The 15,983-nt window shown below is 71.8% G+C and carries 14 protein-coding genes and 1 pseudogene; 5 read left to right on the forward strand and 10 right to left on the reverse strand.

Annotated features, from left to right (window positions below):
* Positions 1–111: 111 nt before the first annotated feature.
* Positions 112–2,940: a penicillin acylase family protein gene (locus ACIBCU_RS28265; RefSeq protein ID WP_399234843.1), complete on the reverse strand. Its 2,829-nt coding sequence runs from the start codon at positions 2,938–2,940 to the stop codon at positions 112–114.
* Positions 2,941–3,161: 221 nt separating this feature from the next.
* On the opposite strand from ACIBCU_RS28265, the gene ACIBCU_RS28270 reads away from it, so the two are divergent.
* Entirely contained in the window at positions 3,162–3,773 is a 612-nt protein-coding gene (locus ACIBCU_RS28270; RefSeq protein ID WP_399234846.1) for a hypothetical protein, read from the forward strand.
* 57 nt (positions 3,774–3,830) lie between these two features.
* On the opposite strand, the gene soxR is transcribed toward ACIBCU_RS28270, so the two are convergent.
* The gene (soxR, locus tag ACIBCU_RS28275; RefSeq protein ID WP_362941234.1) at positions 3,831–4,304 is read right to left on the reverse strand and encodes a redox-sensitive transcriptional activator SoxR; all 474 of its coding nucleotides are present in this window, start codon (positions 4,302–4,304) and stop codon (positions 3,831–3,833) included.
* Between the two features lie 155 nt (positions 4,305–4,459).
* Here soxR and ACIBCU_RS28280 point away from each other — a divergent pair, with 155 nt between their 5' ends.
* On the forward strand, positions 4,460–4,921 hold the full coding sequence (locus ACIBCU_RS28280) for a MaoC family dehydratase (protein ID WP_399234849.1): 462 nt from the start codon (positions 4,460–4,462) through the stop codon (positions 4,919–4,921).
* 82 nt (positions 4,922–5,003) lie between these two features.
* Here ACIBCU_RS28280 and ACIBCU_RS28285 read toward each other — a convergent pair whose 3' ends face one another.
* From ACIBCU_RS28285 to ACIBCU_RS28300, 4 genes and pseudogenes are all read right to left on the reverse strand, one after another.
* A complete protein-coding gene (locus tag ACIBCU_RS28285; RefSeq protein ID WP_399234851.1) occupies positions 5,004–5,627 on the reverse strand; it encodes a TetR/AcrR family transcriptional regulator in 624 nt (207 codons plus the stop codon).
* Positions 5,628–5,712: 85 nt separating this feature from the next.
* Positions 5,713–6,003, reverse strand: a complete 291-nt coding sequence (locus ACIBCU_RS28290; protein WP_031099588.1) for a YiaA/YiaB family inner membrane protein — start codon at positions 6,001–6,003, stop codon at positions 5,713–5,715.
* Between the two features lie 139 nt (positions 6,004–6,142).
* A pseudogene (locus ACIBCU_RS28295) lies at positions 6,143–6,527 on the reverse strand (VOC family protein).
* A 75-nt stretch (positions 6,528–6,602) separates the two neighbouring features.
* A complete protein-coding gene (locus ACIBCU_RS28300) occupies positions 6,603–7,760 on the reverse strand; it encodes an acyl-CoA dehydrogenase family protein (RefSeq protein ID WP_399234853.1) in 1,158 nt (385 codons plus the stop codon).
* Between the two features lie 65 nt (positions 7,761–7,825).
* Here ACIBCU_RS28300 and ACIBCU_RS28305 point away from each other — a divergent pair, with 65 nt between their 5' ends.
* The 3 genes from ACIBCU_RS28305 to ACIBCU_RS28315 are packed head-to-tail and all read left to right on the forward strand — an operon-like array spanning position 7,826 to position 10,238.
* Positions 7,826–8,500 (forward strand): TetR/AcrR family transcriptional regulator, encoded by a 675-nt coding sequence (locus ACIBCU_RS28305; protein ID WP_362941225.1) that lies wholly within the window; start codon positions 7,826–7,828, stop codon positions 8,498–8,500.
* A 14-nt stretch (positions 8,501–8,514) separates the two neighbouring features.
* The gene (locus tag ACIBCU_RS28310; protein WP_362941222.1) at positions 8,515–9,240 is read left to right on the forward strand and encodes a winged helix-turn-helix domain-containing protein; all 726 of its coding nucleotides are present in this window, start codon (positions 8,515–8,517) and stop codon (positions 9,238–9,240) included.
* Positions 9,241–9,284: 44 nt separating this feature from the next.
* Positions 9,285–10,238, forward strand: coding sequence for a DMT family transporter (locus ACIBCU_RS28315; RefSeq protein ID WP_362941219.1), 954 nt, complete (start codon positions 9,285–9,287; stop codon positions 10,236–10,238).
* Between the two features lie 286 nt (positions 10,239–10,524).
* Here the strand turns inward: ACIBCU_RS28315 and ACIBCU_RS28320 are convergent, their stop codons facing one another.
* The 4 genes from ACIBCU_RS28320 to ACIBCU_RS28335 form a co-directional block, all read right to left on the reverse strand.
* On the reverse strand, positions 10,525–11,604 hold the full coding sequence (locus ACIBCU_RS28320) for a Zn-dependent alcohol dehydrogenase (RefSeq protein WP_399234856.1): 1,080 nt from the start codon (positions 11,602–11,604) through the stop codon (positions 10,525–10,527).
* A gap of 31 nt (positions 11,605–11,635) precedes the next feature.
* Positions 11,636–13,030, reverse strand: a complete 1,395-nt coding sequence (locus ACIBCU_RS28325) for an aldehyde dehydrogenase family protein (protein WP_399234858.1) — start codon at positions 13,028–13,030, stop codon at positions 11,636–11,638.
* A gap of 207 nt (positions 13,031–13,237) precedes the next feature.
* On the reverse strand, positions 13,238–14,509 hold the full coding sequence (locus tag ACIBCU_RS28330) for an MFS transporter (protein WP_399234860.1): 1,272 nt from the start codon (positions 14,507–14,509) through the stop codon (positions 13,238–13,240).
* A complete protein-coding gene (locus tag ACIBCU_RS28335; RefSeq protein ID WP_362941207.1) occupies positions 14,509–15,918 on the reverse strand; it encodes a citrate:proton symporter in 1,410 nt (469 codons plus the stop codon). Before ACIBCU_RS28335 ends, ACIBCU_RS28330 begins: the two co-directional genes overlap by 1 nt.
* Between the last annotated feature and the right edge of the window lie 65 nt (positions 15,919–15,983).

Below are 15,983 nucleotides of genomic sequence, written 5' to 3' on the forward strand. Positions count from 1 at the left end.
AAACGAATCCCGCCCGCGAACGACGAGGGCCCCCGCACCGCCAGGAACAGCGTTACGGGGGCCGCTTTCTGTCGCTTCGTCAGATACGGACGGTTCACGCCGGGCGCCGGCTCAGCGGTGCGAGGGGAACTCCACGACCTGCTGGTAGGTCGGCCGGTTCTGCCAGTGGATCGACTTCTGCGAGATCCCGCCCAGCGGGCGGTGGACGATCGCGTCGGTGCACCACTGCTCACCGGCCTCGCAGCTGTCGTCACCCGGGTAGACCGTGGTCGCGGGTACGGCGGCCGCCTCCTTCAGGGTGCTGAGGAGGGCGGACCGGCAGGCGCTCAGGTCGCCGTTGCCGCAGTACGTCTTGGCCAACGGCCCCTTGACGGGCTGTCCGAGGACCTGACGCAGGTCCTTGTCGGCGAAGCCCCACCAGCCGTACTGGAAGGCGGAGCCGCTGTGCGCCCCGCTCGGCCCGTGGCTGGCAGCCGGGGACTCGTCCGTGGCCAGGTTCGCGGTCAGGGCGGTGTAGAGGCCGTCGCCCAGCCCGGAGCGGAACTCCGCCTCGACCAGTTTCGGCCACCACGCGTCCATGATCCGTACCGCGTCCGCGTGCGTGTACGTGTGGGAGCCCGGGCTGGTCTCCTTGCGCTGCGACCCGGCCGCCCGCCACGAATCCAGCTGCTGGACCACCGCGTTGAGTTCCGGGTCGGTGACCGGCCGGGAGCGGAGCACCTTCAGGAGCTCGGGCAGCAGCTGCTCGCCGCGCAGATCGGTGAGCGCCGCTTCCTCCATGGCGCGGGTGAGGGCGGCACGGGTCACCCCGCCCTCCTCGACCAGTGCGGACACCCGGTCGTCGAGCAGGTCACCGCGGTGCACGGCGCCGAAGCCGAACGCGGCGGTGGAGTAGTCCTCGGCCTGACGGTTGTTCCAGGAGATGTAGTAGTCCTGGCCGCTGGAGTGCGGGTGCTCGGCGAACGGCGTGTAGTCGGTGGTGTTGGCCGCCGGGTCGTAGCCCTGCCACTCGTACGCCTTCTCGGCCTTGACCGGCAGCGCGGCGTCCACACCTGCCGCGCGCACGGGGTTCATGCCGCTGTTGTAGTAGGCCGTGGTGCGGGAGTCCGCGTAGAACCAGTTGAAGGCGTAGTCGATATGGCTCGCCGCCTGCTGGAAGGAGGCGGCGTCCGTCACGTACGCCGGGTCGTTGAGCAGCTGGAAGCCGACGATCGAGTCGGCCTCGTGGCGGTAGGTGGTGCGCAGCGAGGTGTACGCGACGGGCTTGCCCTCCACCGTGGCACGGTGGGTGACGATGCCGTAGTCCGTGCGCCACACCTGCATGCGGTAGGAGCCCTTGGCGGTGGAGTCGGCGACGGTGGGCTTCCAGGAGTTGGTGCGCTCCAGCTTCTCCATGGCCGTGCAGGCGCCGTCGTTCCGGTAGTGCGTGGAGTCCTTCGTGGGAGCGGAGCCGTCGGGTTCGCAGAGCTCGACGGCGTACGTGTCGGTGATGTCCTGCGCCGCCGAGGTGGCGCTCCAGGCGTAGTCCTGGCCGCGGCCCATCTGGATGTACATGCCGACTCCGGCGAAGGAGACGCCGCGGGCGCTGATACCGGGACCCTGGAGCTCCTGGAGCATCATCAGCTGCGGGGCGAAGTAGCCGGTCTGGGGACCCATGACGGCGATCGGGTTGCCGCTCGCGGTGTGCCTGCCGGACACCAGGAGGGCGTTGGACATGCCCCGCTTCTGGGCGGCGTCGCCGGATCCGGGCAGCGAACCCTCCGGGATGACGCCGTCGTCGTACATCCCCTGGGCCGGTGCGAGGCGGGCGGGCGCGTCGACGGGGTCCTTCCTGTCGGTGCCCGCCGAGCCGGTCCGGTCGTGTATCAGCGGTTCCGGGATGACGGAGCCCGCGTCGGGAAGAGCCGTGCCCCGGGCCTTGTCGGGCTTGCCGGCGTACGGGAACGAGGTGCCGTCGTGGACGGTGAGGACGGCCTCGGGGTCGTTGCGCTGGCGGAAGGACTCCCAGACGCGGGTGCCCTCCTCGACGCCGTACTTCTGCTGGGCGGCGAGCAGCGAGAGCGCGGCCTGGACCTCACCGCCGCCTCCGCCGCCGAACTGTCCGCCGACGACCGAGGCGATCGAGATCAGGTCGGTCAGCTTGAACGGCTGGATCTCGCCGATGTTCGTGATGGAGTCGATCTTCCCGGTGAGGACGTACTCGCCCGGGAAGTAGCGGCCCTTCTTGGACTTCTCGCGGTAGGAGTTGATCCCGTCGACGTAGGCCTGCGCGTCGGCCATCGCCTGCTCGCCGCGCGCGCCCTCGGTGGTCCGGATCCGTTCGACCTGCGCTTCGAGGTCCGTCTCGGTGTACGGAGCCTGTGGCCAGAACTGCTGCTCAAGCCCCTGGTTGGCCAGTGCTCCGCCGGCGAAGGAGGTCAGCTGGCCGCGCCCGATGTGCCGGAACAGGTCCATCAGCCACAGCCGGTCCTGTCCGGCGGCGAACCCGGCGCCGAACTCGGTGCCGTAGCGGGTGGTGCCCTTGATGTGGGGCACGCCGCTCTTCTTGTCGCGCGTGATCGTGACGTCCTCGCGCGGCCTGGTCACGGACTCGACCTGGTCGGCGGCGACCCCGAAGGAGGCGTCGTTGAAGAAGTCGGTCAGCCTCTGGTCGGTGAGGCCCGTATGCCCCTCGACCAGGCCGTTGTAGCGGTCGAGTTGGTCGTCGCTGTGCGCGGGGTGGGTGCCGAACGCCTTGTTGCCGAGGATCTCGACGAGCGTGGCGTTGCCGTTCTCGCCGGGCGGCAGGATGTCGGCGCACCGGCTGCCGCAGTGGTCGGTGACGGCGAGGGGCTCCGGCTCCGCCGCTCCGGCGCTGGGCGCCGAGGCGAGCAGGGACGTACCGAGAGCGAGGACGGCCGCGACTGTGGCGGCTCTGAGCGTGCGGGTGCGTGGGGGCATGCGTGCTCCTCCGGGTGGCCGATGCGCCGGAGGTTACTGGCGGTACGCCCCGCCGGTAAGATGAACATCAGTCACTTTTTCTGAATCACCACACGCCCGCGCCCGGCCTCAGATGGGCCGTCTCAGCCCGTGGACACGTTTCACCTTTGGATGGAGCCGAATCGGGCAGTCGTACGTCCATCCCTTGACGCCGAAGTACGAGCGACGGAGGTGGCAGTGCCATGGCCGGTTTCCGGAGTCTTGCGAGACAGGTCCGCGATCCGCGGGGCGATCTGGCTTTGCGGCGGTACTCGCTGCGCAAATGCCTGGAGCGATTCGCCCCGTACGGTCATCGGGCGACCTGGGATCATCTGTGCGCCCGGCACGGGATCGAGCCCGAGGACCGGGCCCCCGACCCGGTGCGCCTGATCCGCGCACTGGAGGAACTGGAGGAGGCGCGGGCCGTCTGGCTCGCGTACGAGGCGGGCTTCGCCGAGCGGCGGCGCCGTGAGAAGCACGACGGGCTGCGGCGGCCCGGCACATTCGACGACTGGCACCGGCGGACCTGGGGCGGTAACGGGATCGCGCACTGCGAGGATCCGGGCATCCACCCCGGCGCGCCCCTGGCCGAGGTCCTGGGACGGCTGATCGCCGCCCTGGGCGCGAAGCCCGGCGCCGCGTGCCCGGTCTGCACGGGAACCGGCATCATCTGGCGGCAGGACCTGGACCGCGAACCGTGGGCCGGGCCGGTCTGCACCGGCTGCGGCATCGTCGTCCCCCGGCCCGTCCTGACGGCGAAGGCACTGGCCGAGGCCAGAAGGGCACGGACCAGGGCCCTGGCATCGGCGGCCTGAGCACCGCGGTCACGGAGCACGCCTGAGCACCGCGGTCACGGAGCGACCGGGGCGCGCTCAGGAGCGGTCGGCCGCGCCCCGCTCGGGCATCAGACGCGACCCGGCCATCCGGTCACCGAAGACGTCGTCCGGGTTGGACAGCACACAGCTCTCCAGCGAGAGGCAGCCGCAGCCGATGCAGTCGGTGAGGTGGTCGCGCAGCCGGCCCAGCTGCTTGATGCGCTCGTCCAGCTCCGAGCGCCAGGCACGGGAGAGCCGGGCCCAGTCGTCATGGTTCGGTGTGCGCTCCTCCGGCAGCTCGGCCAGCGCCTCCCTGATGGTGGCGAGCGGGATGCCCACCCGCTGCGCCGCCCGGACGAACGCCACCCGGCGCAGCGCGTCCCTGGTGTAGCGGCGCTGGTTACCGCTGGTGCGGCTGCTGCTGATCAGGCCCTTGGACTCGTAGAAGTGCAGGGCGGACACCGCGGCGCCGCTGCGTGCGGAGAGCTGGCCGACGGTGAGCTCATGGAATGACTGCGGGATCTGTGGCACTCCCCCCACCCTAATGGCCGCCCTCCGGCCTGTGCGGCCGCTCGGAAAACCCGCCGGTCCGTCGTTGACAGGACCGCGCGGCCCAACCATGCTGAGCAAGCGCTTAGACACCGCCCTGGAGGGCGACCGACAGCCGGAAGGCAGGGACCAGGAACATGGCAGAGCCGAAGATCTTCACGTCCGCACAGGAGCTGCGGGACGGGGTGGGCCAGGAGCTCGGTCACAGCGATTGGCTGGAGATCGAGCAGAAGAGGATCGATCAGTTCGCCGAGGCCACGGGCGACCACCAGTGGATCCACGTGGACCCGGAACGCGCCGCGGCCGGGCCCTTCGGCACGACGATCGCGCACGGCTATCTGACGCTGTCGCTGCTGCCGGTGCTCGTCCCGCAGATCCTGCGGGTCGAGGGCGCGAAGATGGGCATCAACTACGGGACCAACAAGGTCCGCTTCCCCTCGACCGTCCCGGTGGGCTCGCGGCTGCGTGCCACGGCCGTGCTCAAGAACATCGAGGAGGCGGGCGGCGGCGTGCAGGTGACCGCCCTCGTCACCGTCGAGCGCGAGGGCGGCGACAAGCCGGCCTGCGTCGCGGAATCGGTCTCGCGCTACTACTTCTGATCCCGGGGCGCGGCCGCCCTCCGGAGCGCGCCGCGGTTGCTGATCCGTACGGAGTGCGCCGGGCCCGCGGGGGAGCCCGGCGTCACTTCTGGGCGCCCACCATGCGCAGGACGAGGTCCGCGTAGAGGGTGCCGACCTCCTCGGGCGTCCGGCTGCCCTGCGCGTTGAACCAGCGCGCGACGTCGATGCAGAGGGACAGCACGGCGAGCGTGGTGCCGGGGACGTCCGGTACATCGAACTCGCCCGCCCGGACACCGTCGCCGATGATCCGGCGCACCACGGCGTCGGTCTGCCTGCGCAGGGCCACGATCTCGGTGCGGTGTTCCTCGCCGAGGGCCTCCAGCTCGTACTGCACGACCCGGGCCGTGGTGTGCCGCTCCGCGTGCCAGCTGACGAAGGACCGGACCGCCTCGGCGAGCCGCTCGGCCGCCGTGCCGTCCTTGCCGGCCGCCGTCTCCAGGAGGAGCAGGGCCCGGTCGTGGCCGATCCTGCTGATCCGGTGGAGCAGCTCTTCCTTGGTCTTGTAGTGGATGTAGAGCGCGGCCGGGCTCATACCGGCCCGGCCGGCGATGTCACGGGTCGTGGTGGCGTGGTAGCCACGCTCCGCGAAGGCCTCGACGGCGGCGACGAGCAGTCGCCGGGCCGCTTCGGGCGTCACCTCGCTCCACGGCGTGTCCTCGCCGTCGGTCTCGTCCGCCGTGCTCATCGCCACATGCCCCTTTCCGCTGGCAGGACGAACACCATACCGCGAACCTGAGCAAGCGCTTAGAGCGCTCATGGGGTGAGACCGGTCAGAGCTTCTGGAAGGGGTCGTGCTCGGCGAGGATCTTCTCCAGCCTGGCCTGGTCGACCCGGCTGACGATCTGCCCCGCCTCCTGCCGGTCCCTGATGACCTTGGCGAGGGTGAAGCACGAGGTGACCAGATAGAGGACGCCGATGGCGAGGAAGGCCCGTACCCAGGCGTCGGCGTCGAGGAAGAAGATGCCGAGGGCCACGGCTCCCATGGCCACGCCGAAGGAGAGGACGGCCTGTCCGTAGAAGGCGGCGGTGCTCTGCTGCTTGACCGATGTTGTCTCACTCATGTGCACAGCATCCGGTGCCGGGGTGTGCTCCGGTATCCGTCGGTGTACTCAGCCGGTACTCATGGACGGCGTCTCGCGGCCGCGGGCGGTCCGGCCGGGCGACGGAACCGCCCGGGCCGGGCCCAGGTGGTTCCGGACCTCAGGAAGGCGTCGCGACCCGGTCGGACTCGCTGCGCAGTACACAGAATTCGTTGCCCTCGGGGTCCGCGAGGACGGCCCAGCCCGCACCGCCGGGCTCCCGGCGATCGGCGACCAGGGTGGCACCGAGGCCCAGCAGGCGCTCGACCTCTTCCTCGCGCGAGCTCTCGGGGCGCAGGCACAGATGGATCCGGTTCTTGACCGTCTTCGGTTCCGGCACCTGATTGAAGTACAGCACCGGGACCCTCCGGCAGCGTCACCTGGGTCTCGTGATCACCCGGCCCGTCCTCCGGGTGCGGCGGGCACCCGGTCACCTCGCTCCAGAACCGGGCCAGTCCATAGGCATCCGCACAGTCGATCGCCACGTTCTGCAGTACTGAGACCATGCGCGGAGGCCTGCCTGAGCGCCACCCGGTCCGCCGGCCACTTGCTCGCGGACCCCCGGCACTCCGGCTTCCGGATCACCCCTGGAAGGCCGACACCCCGGTCAGCGCCCGGCCGATGATCAGCTTCTGGATCTGGCTGGTGCCCTCGTACAGCGTCATCACGCGGGCGTCCCTGACCAGCTTGCCGACGGGGTACTCGTCGATGTAGCCGTACCCGCCGAACACCTGCAGGGCGTTGTTCGCCGCACGGACCGCGGCCTCGGAGGCGAAGAGCTTCGCCGTGGACGCGGCGGTGGCAAACTCCTGGCCGCGGTCGACGAGATCGGCGACCCGCCAGGTCAGCATGCGGGCGGCGTCGACGTCCACGGAGATGTCGCTGATGAGCTCCTGGACGAGCTGGTAGCTCGCGATGGACTTGCCGAACTGCTCACGCTCGCCCGCGTAGCGCACGGCGGCGTCCAGGGCGGCCTGCGCGATGCCGACACAGCCGGCCGCGACCGACATCCGGCCCTTGGTCAGGGCGGACATGGCGATGGAGAAGCCCTTGCCTTCGGGGCCCAGGAGCGTGGAGGCGGGGACGCGGACGTCCTCCAGCACCAGTTCGGCCGTGGCCTGGCCGCGCAGGCCGAGCTTGCCGTGGACGGTGCGCCGGGTCAGGCCGGGGGCGTCCGCCGGCACCAGGAAGGCGGAGACGCCCCGGTGGCCGGGGGTGTCGTCGGTGCGGGCGAACAGCAGGACGACGTCGGCCCAGGTGCCGTTGGTGATGAACATCTTGGAGCCGTTGATGACGTAGTCGTCGCCGTCCCGCACGGCCCTGGTCGTCAGGTTCCCGGCGTCCGAACCGGTGCCCGGCTCGGTGAGGCCGAAGCAGCCGACGGCCTCGCCCGCGGTGAGTTCCGGCAGCCACCGCTGCTTCTGCTCCTCGCTGCCCCACGACGCGATCGTCTTGGCGACCAGGCCGAGCGATACGGAGACGATGCCGCGCACCGAGGAGTCACCTCGGCCGAGCTCCTCGGTCACCAGGCAGTACGCCAGGTGGTCGCCTCCCGAGCCGCCGTGCTCCTCCGGGATCGTCAGCCCGAGGAAGCCGAGGGCACCCAGCTTCTTCACGATCGACTTGTCGACACTCTCGGCGCGGTCCCACTCGACGACATGCGGGGTGATCTCCCGCGCGACGAAGTCCTCGGCGAGCTGCCGGACGGCATCCTGCTCCTCGCTCAGCTCCAGGTTCATCCTGCGACACCCCACTTTTAATTAGCACTGCTAGTTTTCTGCTTGCAGGCCCTACTATGTGCCGCATGGCCCGACCGCGCAAGCCCCTCCTCAGCAGAGACCGCATCGTCGAGGCGGCGAGCGCGCTCGTCGACGCGGAAGGGCTGGACGCCGTCTCGACCCGCCGGCTCGCCGCGGAGCTGGGCGTGAGCGGGCCCTCCCTCTACAACCACTTCCGGAACAAGGACGAGATCCTCGACGCGGTCGCCGACGCCGTGTCCGCGCAGGTGGACCTGTCGATGTTCGAGGAGGACGACCCGCGCGACTGGCCCGCGGCCCTGCACGACTGGGCCGTCTCCTACCGCGCGGCGCTCGCCGCGCACCCGCACATCGTCCCGGTGCTCGCCCAGGGGCCCGGCCGCCGCCCGGCCGGTCTGCGGGTCGCGGACGCGGTCTTCGGAGCCATGGTGCGGGCCGGCTGGCCGCCCGCCCAGGCCACCTACATCGGCGCGCTGATGCGCTACTTCATCACCGGGTCGGCGCTCGGCTCCTTCGCCCGCGGTTTCGTCGACGACGAGACGGCGTACGACCCCGCCGACTATCCGCACCTCGGCCAGGCCCATCTGCTGGCCGACCGCCGGCAGCAGGTCGACGAGGGCGCGTTCGAGACCGGGCTGCGCGCCCTGCTGGACGGCCTCGCGCTGCAGTACGAGCAGACGGCCCCCGGCCGCACGGTTCGGCCCGCGCCGAACGGTGCCTGACGCATCCTGGACCCATGGCCCGTACGACACCGCACGATCCGGCCGCGCCACGGCTCGCCGCGCTGGCGGCCCTGCTCGCCGACGAGACCCGCGCCGCCTTCTGCCTGGCGCTGCTGGACGGCCGGGCCTGGACCGCGGGCGAGCTGGCCCGTGGCGCGGGCGTGGCCGCCTCGACGGCGAGTGAACATCTGTCCAAGCTGGTCGCGGGCGGGCTGCTGGCCGAGGAGCGTCAAGGCCGCCACCGCTATCTGCGGCTCGCCGACGGGCGGATCGCGCAGCTGGTCGAGGAGCTGGCCGCTCATGCCGCTCCCGGTCCCGCGACTCCCCCGCGCACCTTGCGCGAGGCGAGCCTCCAGCACGCGCTGGCCCGGGGGCGCACGTGTTACGACCATCTCGCCGGCCGGCTCGGCATCCGCATCACCGACGCGATGACCGCGCGCGGACTCCTGAGGCAGGACACCGGTTTCGCGCTGACCGAGGACGGCCTGGAATGGTTCGGCGCGCTCGGCATCCCCCTGGCCACCGCTTCGCGGAGGCCCCTGGCACGGGGCTGTCTGGACTGGACCGAGCGTCGGCAGCACCTGGCGGGGGCCGCGGGTGCCGCACTGTGCCGCCATGTGCTGGACGCCGGATGGTGTGAGCGGGTCGGGACGGGACGCGCTGTCCGGGCCACCCCGGCGGGGCTCCGCGCCCTGGCGGCACACCTGTCCGTCGAGCCGACGACGATTGACGTGAGCTGACAATTCGGTGGGCCCCGAAGCGTTCCCGGCTTACCGTCGTGGCCATGACGACGACACCGACAGCGCGCCCCGCCGCACCCGCCGCCTCCGGACGCGACTGGCGCGCACCGGCCGCCGCGTGCACCACGGTCATCCTCTGGGCCTCCGCGTTCGTCTCCATCCGCAGCGCGGGCGAGGCGTACTCGCCGGGGGCGCTGGCACTGGGCCGGCTCCTCGCGGGCACGCTGACGCTCGGCGCGATCCTGCTGGTACGCCGCGAGGGGCTGCCGTCCCGGGCCGCGTGGCCGGGCGTCATCGGGTCCGGGCTGCTCTGGTTCGGCCTGTACATGGTGGTGCTCAACTGGGGTGAGCAGCAGGTCGACGCGGGCACGGCCGCCATGATCGTGAACGTCGGGCCGATCCTGATGGCCCTCCTCGGCGCCAGGCTGCTCGGGGAGGAGCTGCCGCGCCGGCTCCTGACGGGCATGGCGGTCTCGTTCGCGGGGGCCGTCGTCGTCGGCCTCTCCATGTCCGGCCACGGGAGTTCCTCCGTGCTCGGCGTGCTCCTGTGCCTGCTGGCCGCGCTGTCGTACGCGGGAGGGGTGGTCATCCAGAAGCCCGCGCTGCGCCACGGATCCCCGCTGCAGATCACCACGTTCGGCTGCCTCATCGGGACGGTCGCCTGCCTGCCGTTCACCGGCGTGCTGGTCTCCGAGGCGGCCGACGCTCCCCTGTCCGCCACGCTGAACATGGTCTATCTCGGGGTGTTCCCGACGGCGCTGGCCTTCACGACCTGGGCCTACGCACTGGCCCGGACCACCGCGGGCCGAATGGGCGCGACGACGTACGCGGTGCCCGCACTGGTGGTGCTGATGTCCTGGCTGCTGCTCGACGAGGTACCCGCGCTGCTCACCGTCGCGGGCGGGCTGCTCTGCCTGGCCGGGGTCGCGGTCTCGCGGACCCGTGGGCGGGCCGCCCGCGCGGGAGCGGCGGACCCTGTGGCGCCTGCGGATTCCTAGGGGCCGGAAGTCCTGCGTGGGGGGAGCTCAGGTCCCTGACACCGGCCGGGGTGAGGCCGGACACTTGAGGAGACCTGGATGACCGGCCACCACCGCAGGAGGCACGCCTCATGCAGTCCTTGCTCCGCTCCGCCCTCGACCTCCCGCTGTCCCCGGACGCGCTCCCCGCTCCCCGCCGGCCGCTGAGCGAGGCGCTCCGCCGCGCGGAGGGCTGACACCCGGCACCGCGGTGGGGGCGGAGGGCGGAGCCGTGCGTTCCACGGCCCCGCACCCGTGCGGCCGGTGTCTAGAAGACGACCAGCGCGCGGCCGCCCTTGCCGGCGATCATGTTGTCGAAGGCCGCCGGGATGCCGTCCAGCGAGATCCGCTCCGTCACCAGCATGGAGAGGTCGAACCGTCCGGCGCGGATGTGTTCGGCGAGCACCGGCAGATCGCGCGCCGGGTCGCTGTTGCCGTAGACGCAGCCGGTGAGGGAGCGGCCCCAGTGGAAGATCTCCAGGGCGTTGAAGGTCACCTGCTGGTCCTTGCCGCCGATGCCGACGACCGTGGTGCGGCCGCCGCGCCGGGTCGACTCCCAGGCTCCGCGGATGGTGGCGGGCCGGCCCACGCACTCCACGGCGACGTCGGCGCCCTGGCCGCCGGTGAGCTTGCGGACGGCGCGCGGCGTGGTGTCGGACGCGACGACGTAGTCGGTGGCACCCGCCCGGCGGGCGAGTTCCTCCTTCTCCGGTGACACGTCCACGGCGATGATCTTCGAGGCTCCGGCGATACGGGCGGCCTGGAGGACGGCGAGGCCGACCCCGCCGATCCCGAAGACGACGACGCTCTCGCCCTCGCGCACCCGGGCGGAGTGGTGGACCGCCCCGTAGCCGGTGAGGACCGCGCAGCCGAGCAGGGCCGCGTCGTCGAGCGGGATGCCGGCCGGGGCGGGCAGCACGCAGTTGGCGGCGACGACGGTCTCCTGGGCGAAGGCCGCGACGTTCAGGCCGGGGTGGAGTTCGGTGCCGTCGGCCGTACGGGCGTGGACATTGGCCGCGCCCTTGAGGGCGTCGGCGCAGAGCCATACCTCGCCGATCCCGCAGTGGAAGCACCTCCCGCAGGACGGCGCCCAGTTGAGGACCACCGGGTCGCCCGCGGCGACGTGGGTGACGCCCTCGCCGACGGAGAGCACCGTTCCGGCGCCCTCGTGGCCGAGGACGGCGGGGACGGGCAGTCGCATGGTGCCGTTGGACAGGGACAGGTCGGAGTGGCAGACACCGGCGGCGGCGAGAGAGATGCTCACCTGGCCGGGGCCGGGCTCCGGGAGTTCGATGTCGGTGATCTCCAGGGGAGCTCCGACGGCGGGCAGTACGGCGGCGCGGACCACGAACAGACTCCTCGGTGGATCGGCGTGGGGATCAGAACTGCAGGGACTTGGTCTGGAGGTACTCGGAGAGGCCGTGCGGGCCGAGCTCGCGGCCCACCCCCGACTGCTTGTAACCACCGAAGGGCGCGAGGGGATTGAAGCGTCCGCCGTTGATGTCGACCTGCCCGGTGTCCATGCGGCGGGCGAAGGCCACGGCCTCCTCGTCGTCCGCGCCCCAGACGGCGCCGGCCAGCCCGTACACGGTGTCGTTGGCGATCCGCAGGGCGTCCTCCACGTCCTCGTACCGCAGGATCGAGAGGACCGGGCCGAAGATCTCCTCCTGCGCGATGGTCATGCCGGGCGTGACGTCGGCGAACACCGTGGGGCTGACGTAGTAGCCCTGGTCCTTGGGCGCCTCGGGGCCTCCCGCGACGAGGCGGGCGCCCTCCTCGATGCCCTTCTCGATGTAACCCCGCACCCGGGCCTGCTGCCTGGCGTTGACGACAGGGCCGACCCGCTCGCCGGGCACGTACTTGGCGACGGCCGCGGCGGCCAGGCTCACGGCCTCCTCGTACCGCTCGGAGTCGACGAGCATCCGGGTCCAGGCGCTGCACGTCTGACCGGAGTTGGACATCACGTTGGCCACGCCGACGTTGACGGCCTTCGCGAGGTCGGCCCCGGGCAGGATCACGTTGGCGGACTTGCCGCCGAGCTCCAGCGCGACACGCTTGACGGCCGCGCCCGCGGTGGCGCCGATCTGCTTGCCGACGGCCGTGGATCCGGTGAACGAGACCAGGTCGACGTCGTCGTGCTCGGCCAGGGCCTGTCCGGCGACCGCCCCGATGCCGGTGACCAGGTTGAAGACGCCGGCCGGCAGGCCCGCCTCCTGGACGGCCTCGGCGAAGAGCTGCGCGGTGAGCGGGGTGTCCTCGGCGGGCTTGAGGACGACGGTGCAGCCGGCGGCGAGCGCCGGGGCGACCTTGGCGACGATCTGGTGGAGCGGGTAGTTCCAGGGCGTGATCGCGCCGACGACGCCGACGGGCTCCAGCAGGACGGTGGAGTTGCCGAGCTTCTCCTCGAAGGAGTACGAGGCGGCGAGTTCGGCGTACGAACCGGCGACCAGCACCGGTACGCCCGCGTGCACGGCCTGGGACATCGGCAGCGGCGAGCCGAGCTCGGCGGTGACGGTCTCGGCGATCTCGTCCTTGCGGGCGGCGAGCACGTCGCGCAGCGCGGCGATCCGCGCGGCACGGTCGGCGGGCGGGGTGGCCGCCCAGCCGGGGAACGCGGCGCGCGCGGCGCGTACCGCGGCGTCGACGTCCTCGGCGGTACCCGCCGGGACGTGTCCGATGACCTGCTCGTCCGCCGGGTTCACGACCGGGATCGTGTCCTGGCCCGAGGCGGGCCGCCACTCCCCGCCGATGTACATCCCGTCATGCGCCTTCATGGCTGTTCCTCCCGGGCTCGCTGTGCCTGCCGCCGAAGCCGTGCGTCGTACGGACGGATGCCGTCCCGGCCCCAAACTAGCGCTGTTAGTTTTTTGGCGCCAGGGAACCGCCGGAGACACAGATCACGCACGGCCGACGGTCACACTCGCACGCCGGGCCCGGGGATGTCCCGGGGTGGGAGGAGAGCGCCTGGGCCCGGGGCCGCGTCAGGCCGGATCCCGCTCGGCGCGGGGGCGCTCGGTACGGGGAGCCGGGGCCTCGGGGGCCGGACCGGGATCCGGAGCCGCGCCCGCCGCCCCGGCTCCCCCGCCGCCCCGCAGCCCGAGGCCGGCCGCCCCGACGAGCAGGGCGCCCAGCATCACGAACGGCGCGGCGGTGCCCGCGACCCCGGCGATCAGTCCGGCCGAGGCGGGGGCCGCGACCTGGCCGAGCCGGTTGCCGGTGAGCCTGAGGGCGAGCGCGGTGGAGCGGGCCGCCGCGGGGGCCGCCTGGACGACGGTGGTCATCGAGAGGGGCTGGCCGGCCCCCAGGCAGAAGCCCAGCACGGCGAGCATCACGGCGAGGCCCCACACCGGGACGGGCAGGGCGATGGCGGCGCAGAGGAGACCGCCGAGCAGGCAGGTCGTGGAGAGCAGGGCCGCCCTGCCGAGCGTGCGCAGCATCGGTGCCATGACGAGCCGGCAGGCGATGGTGGCGGCGGCCCGCAGGCTGAGCAGCAGGCCGACGGTGGCGGGCGCGATGCCCCGGTGCTCGCCGACCACCGGCAGATACGCCGTGAGGATGTCGGTGGCGCAGAGCACGGCGAGGCTGATGAAGATGCCGGCCGGGACCCCCTTGGTGCGCAGGATGCTGCCCACCGGGACCTTGCGGGCCGCCTGCCGGGGCGGGCCGGCGGACCTGCGGTGCTCGATGCGCCAGAGGGACGTGAAGGAGACCGCGGCGACGGCCGCCGAGACGAGCAGGGCGAGGGCGCTCGTACGGGCCATCGCGCCGTCCCGCTCGGAGATGAGGTAGCCCGCGGCGATCGGTCCGACGAGCTGGCCGAGCGAGGCGCCGATGGTGAAGTGGCCGAAATTGCGGTCCTGTTCGGCGGGAGCGGACTGCCGGGCGACGAGCGACTGGGCGCCGATCACGAAGCAGAGGTGGCCGAGGCCCATGACCCCGCTCCAGGCGGCGAGCGCCGGGAGTGAGCCCGCGGTGCCGCTGAGCGCGCAGCCCCCGCCGATCAGGACGACCCCGACGGGCAGCAGCGGAGCGCAGCGGCCGTGGTCGGTCCGCCGGCCGAGCGGTACGGCGGCGAAGAGCGGCAGGAGCGCGTACACACCGGCGATCACGCCGATCGCGCGCTCGTCGGCACCCAGCGAGAGAGCCCGGTAGGAGACGGCGGGCCGCGCCATCGACACCGCCCCCTGCGCGAAGGCGAAGGCGATGACGAGGCGCAGCAGCCAGCCCCTGCCGGGCTGTTGTTCCGGAGGCATCAGATGATTCCGAAGAGGATTCCGGCTCCGAGGACCACCAGCGAGGTGAGCACGGCCCACTTGACGGTGAAGCGGGTGTGGTCGCCGAACTCGACCTTGGCCATGCCGACCAGGACGTAGACGGCGGGCACGAGCGGGGACGACATGTGCAGCGGCTGTCCCACGATGGAGGCGCGGGCGACCTCCAGGGGGGAGACGCCGTGGGCGGCGCCGGCCTCGGCAAGCACGGGCAGAACTCCGAAGTAGAAGCCGTCGTTGGACATGAAGTACGTGAGGGGGAGGCTCAGGACACCGGTGACGATGGCCATGTGCGGGCCCATGCCGTCGGGGATCGCCCCGACGAGCCAGTCCGCCATGTGTTCGACCATACCGGTGCCGGTCAGCACACCGGTGAAGACGGCCGCGGCGAAGACCATGCCGGCGACGTTGAGCACGTTGTCGGCGTGGGCCGCGATCCGGGCCCGCTGGTCGGGCATGTGGGGGAAGTTGACGGTGAGGGCGAGGGCCGCACCGAGCAGGAAGAGCACCGGGATCGGCATGAGTTCCAGGATCATCGCGGCCAGCAGGGCGACGGTGAGGCCGGCGTTGAACCAGTAGAGCTTCGGGCGGAGCGTGGACCGGTCCGGGTCGAGCCCCTTGAACTCCTCGTCCTCCTCGGTCGCTTCGGCCCCGGCCCCTTCGCCGCCGCCCGCACCGCCGGTGCTCTTCGGGGCCTTCGTGAGGGGGTCGCCGCCTCCGCCCGCGCCGACGAGGACGGTCTCGGGCTCGGTCACCAGCGCCTCGTCGAGGGTCAGCATGCCGAGCCGCTTGCGCTCGCGGCGGCCCAGGACACAGGCCAGGAGGATGACGGCGAGCAGGCCGACCGCGAGAGCCGGGATCATCGGGACGAAGATGTCGGCCGCGTCCACCTTGAGCGCGGTGGCCGCGCGGGCGGTGGGGCCGCCCCAGGGCAGGGTGTTCATGACCCCGTTCGCGGTGGCGGCGACACCGGTCATCACGACCAGGCTCATCTTCAGCCGCTTGTAGAGCGGGTACATCGCCGAGACCGTGATCATGAAGGTGGTGGAGCCGTCGCCGTCCAGCGAGACGACCGCGGCGAGCAGGGCCGTCCCGATGACGATCCGCATCGGGTCGGCCTTGCAGAAGCGCAGGATGGCCCGGACGATCGGGTCGAAGAGACCGACGTCGATCATCACGCCGAAGTAGACGATGGCGAACATCAGCATCGCCGCGGTCGGAGCGAGGGTGCCGACCCCTTCGATGACGTAGTCGCCGAGCTTCGCGCCCTGTCCGACGGCCACGCAGAACAGGGCGGGGATCAGGACCAGCGCCGCGATCGGCGACATCTTCTTCATCATGATCAGGACCAGGAAGGTCGCGATCATGGCAAAGCCGAGGATTGTCAACATATGGGATACCTAACGTTCACCTTTGAACTCTCACCGGTGCCGGCGGTGCGGATGACGTTAAGGGC

It is taken from the genome of Streptomyces sp. NPDC051064, assembly GCF_044455985.1.
Lineage (GTDB): Bacteria > Actinomycetota > Actinomycetes > Streptomycetales > Streptomycetaceae > Streptomyces.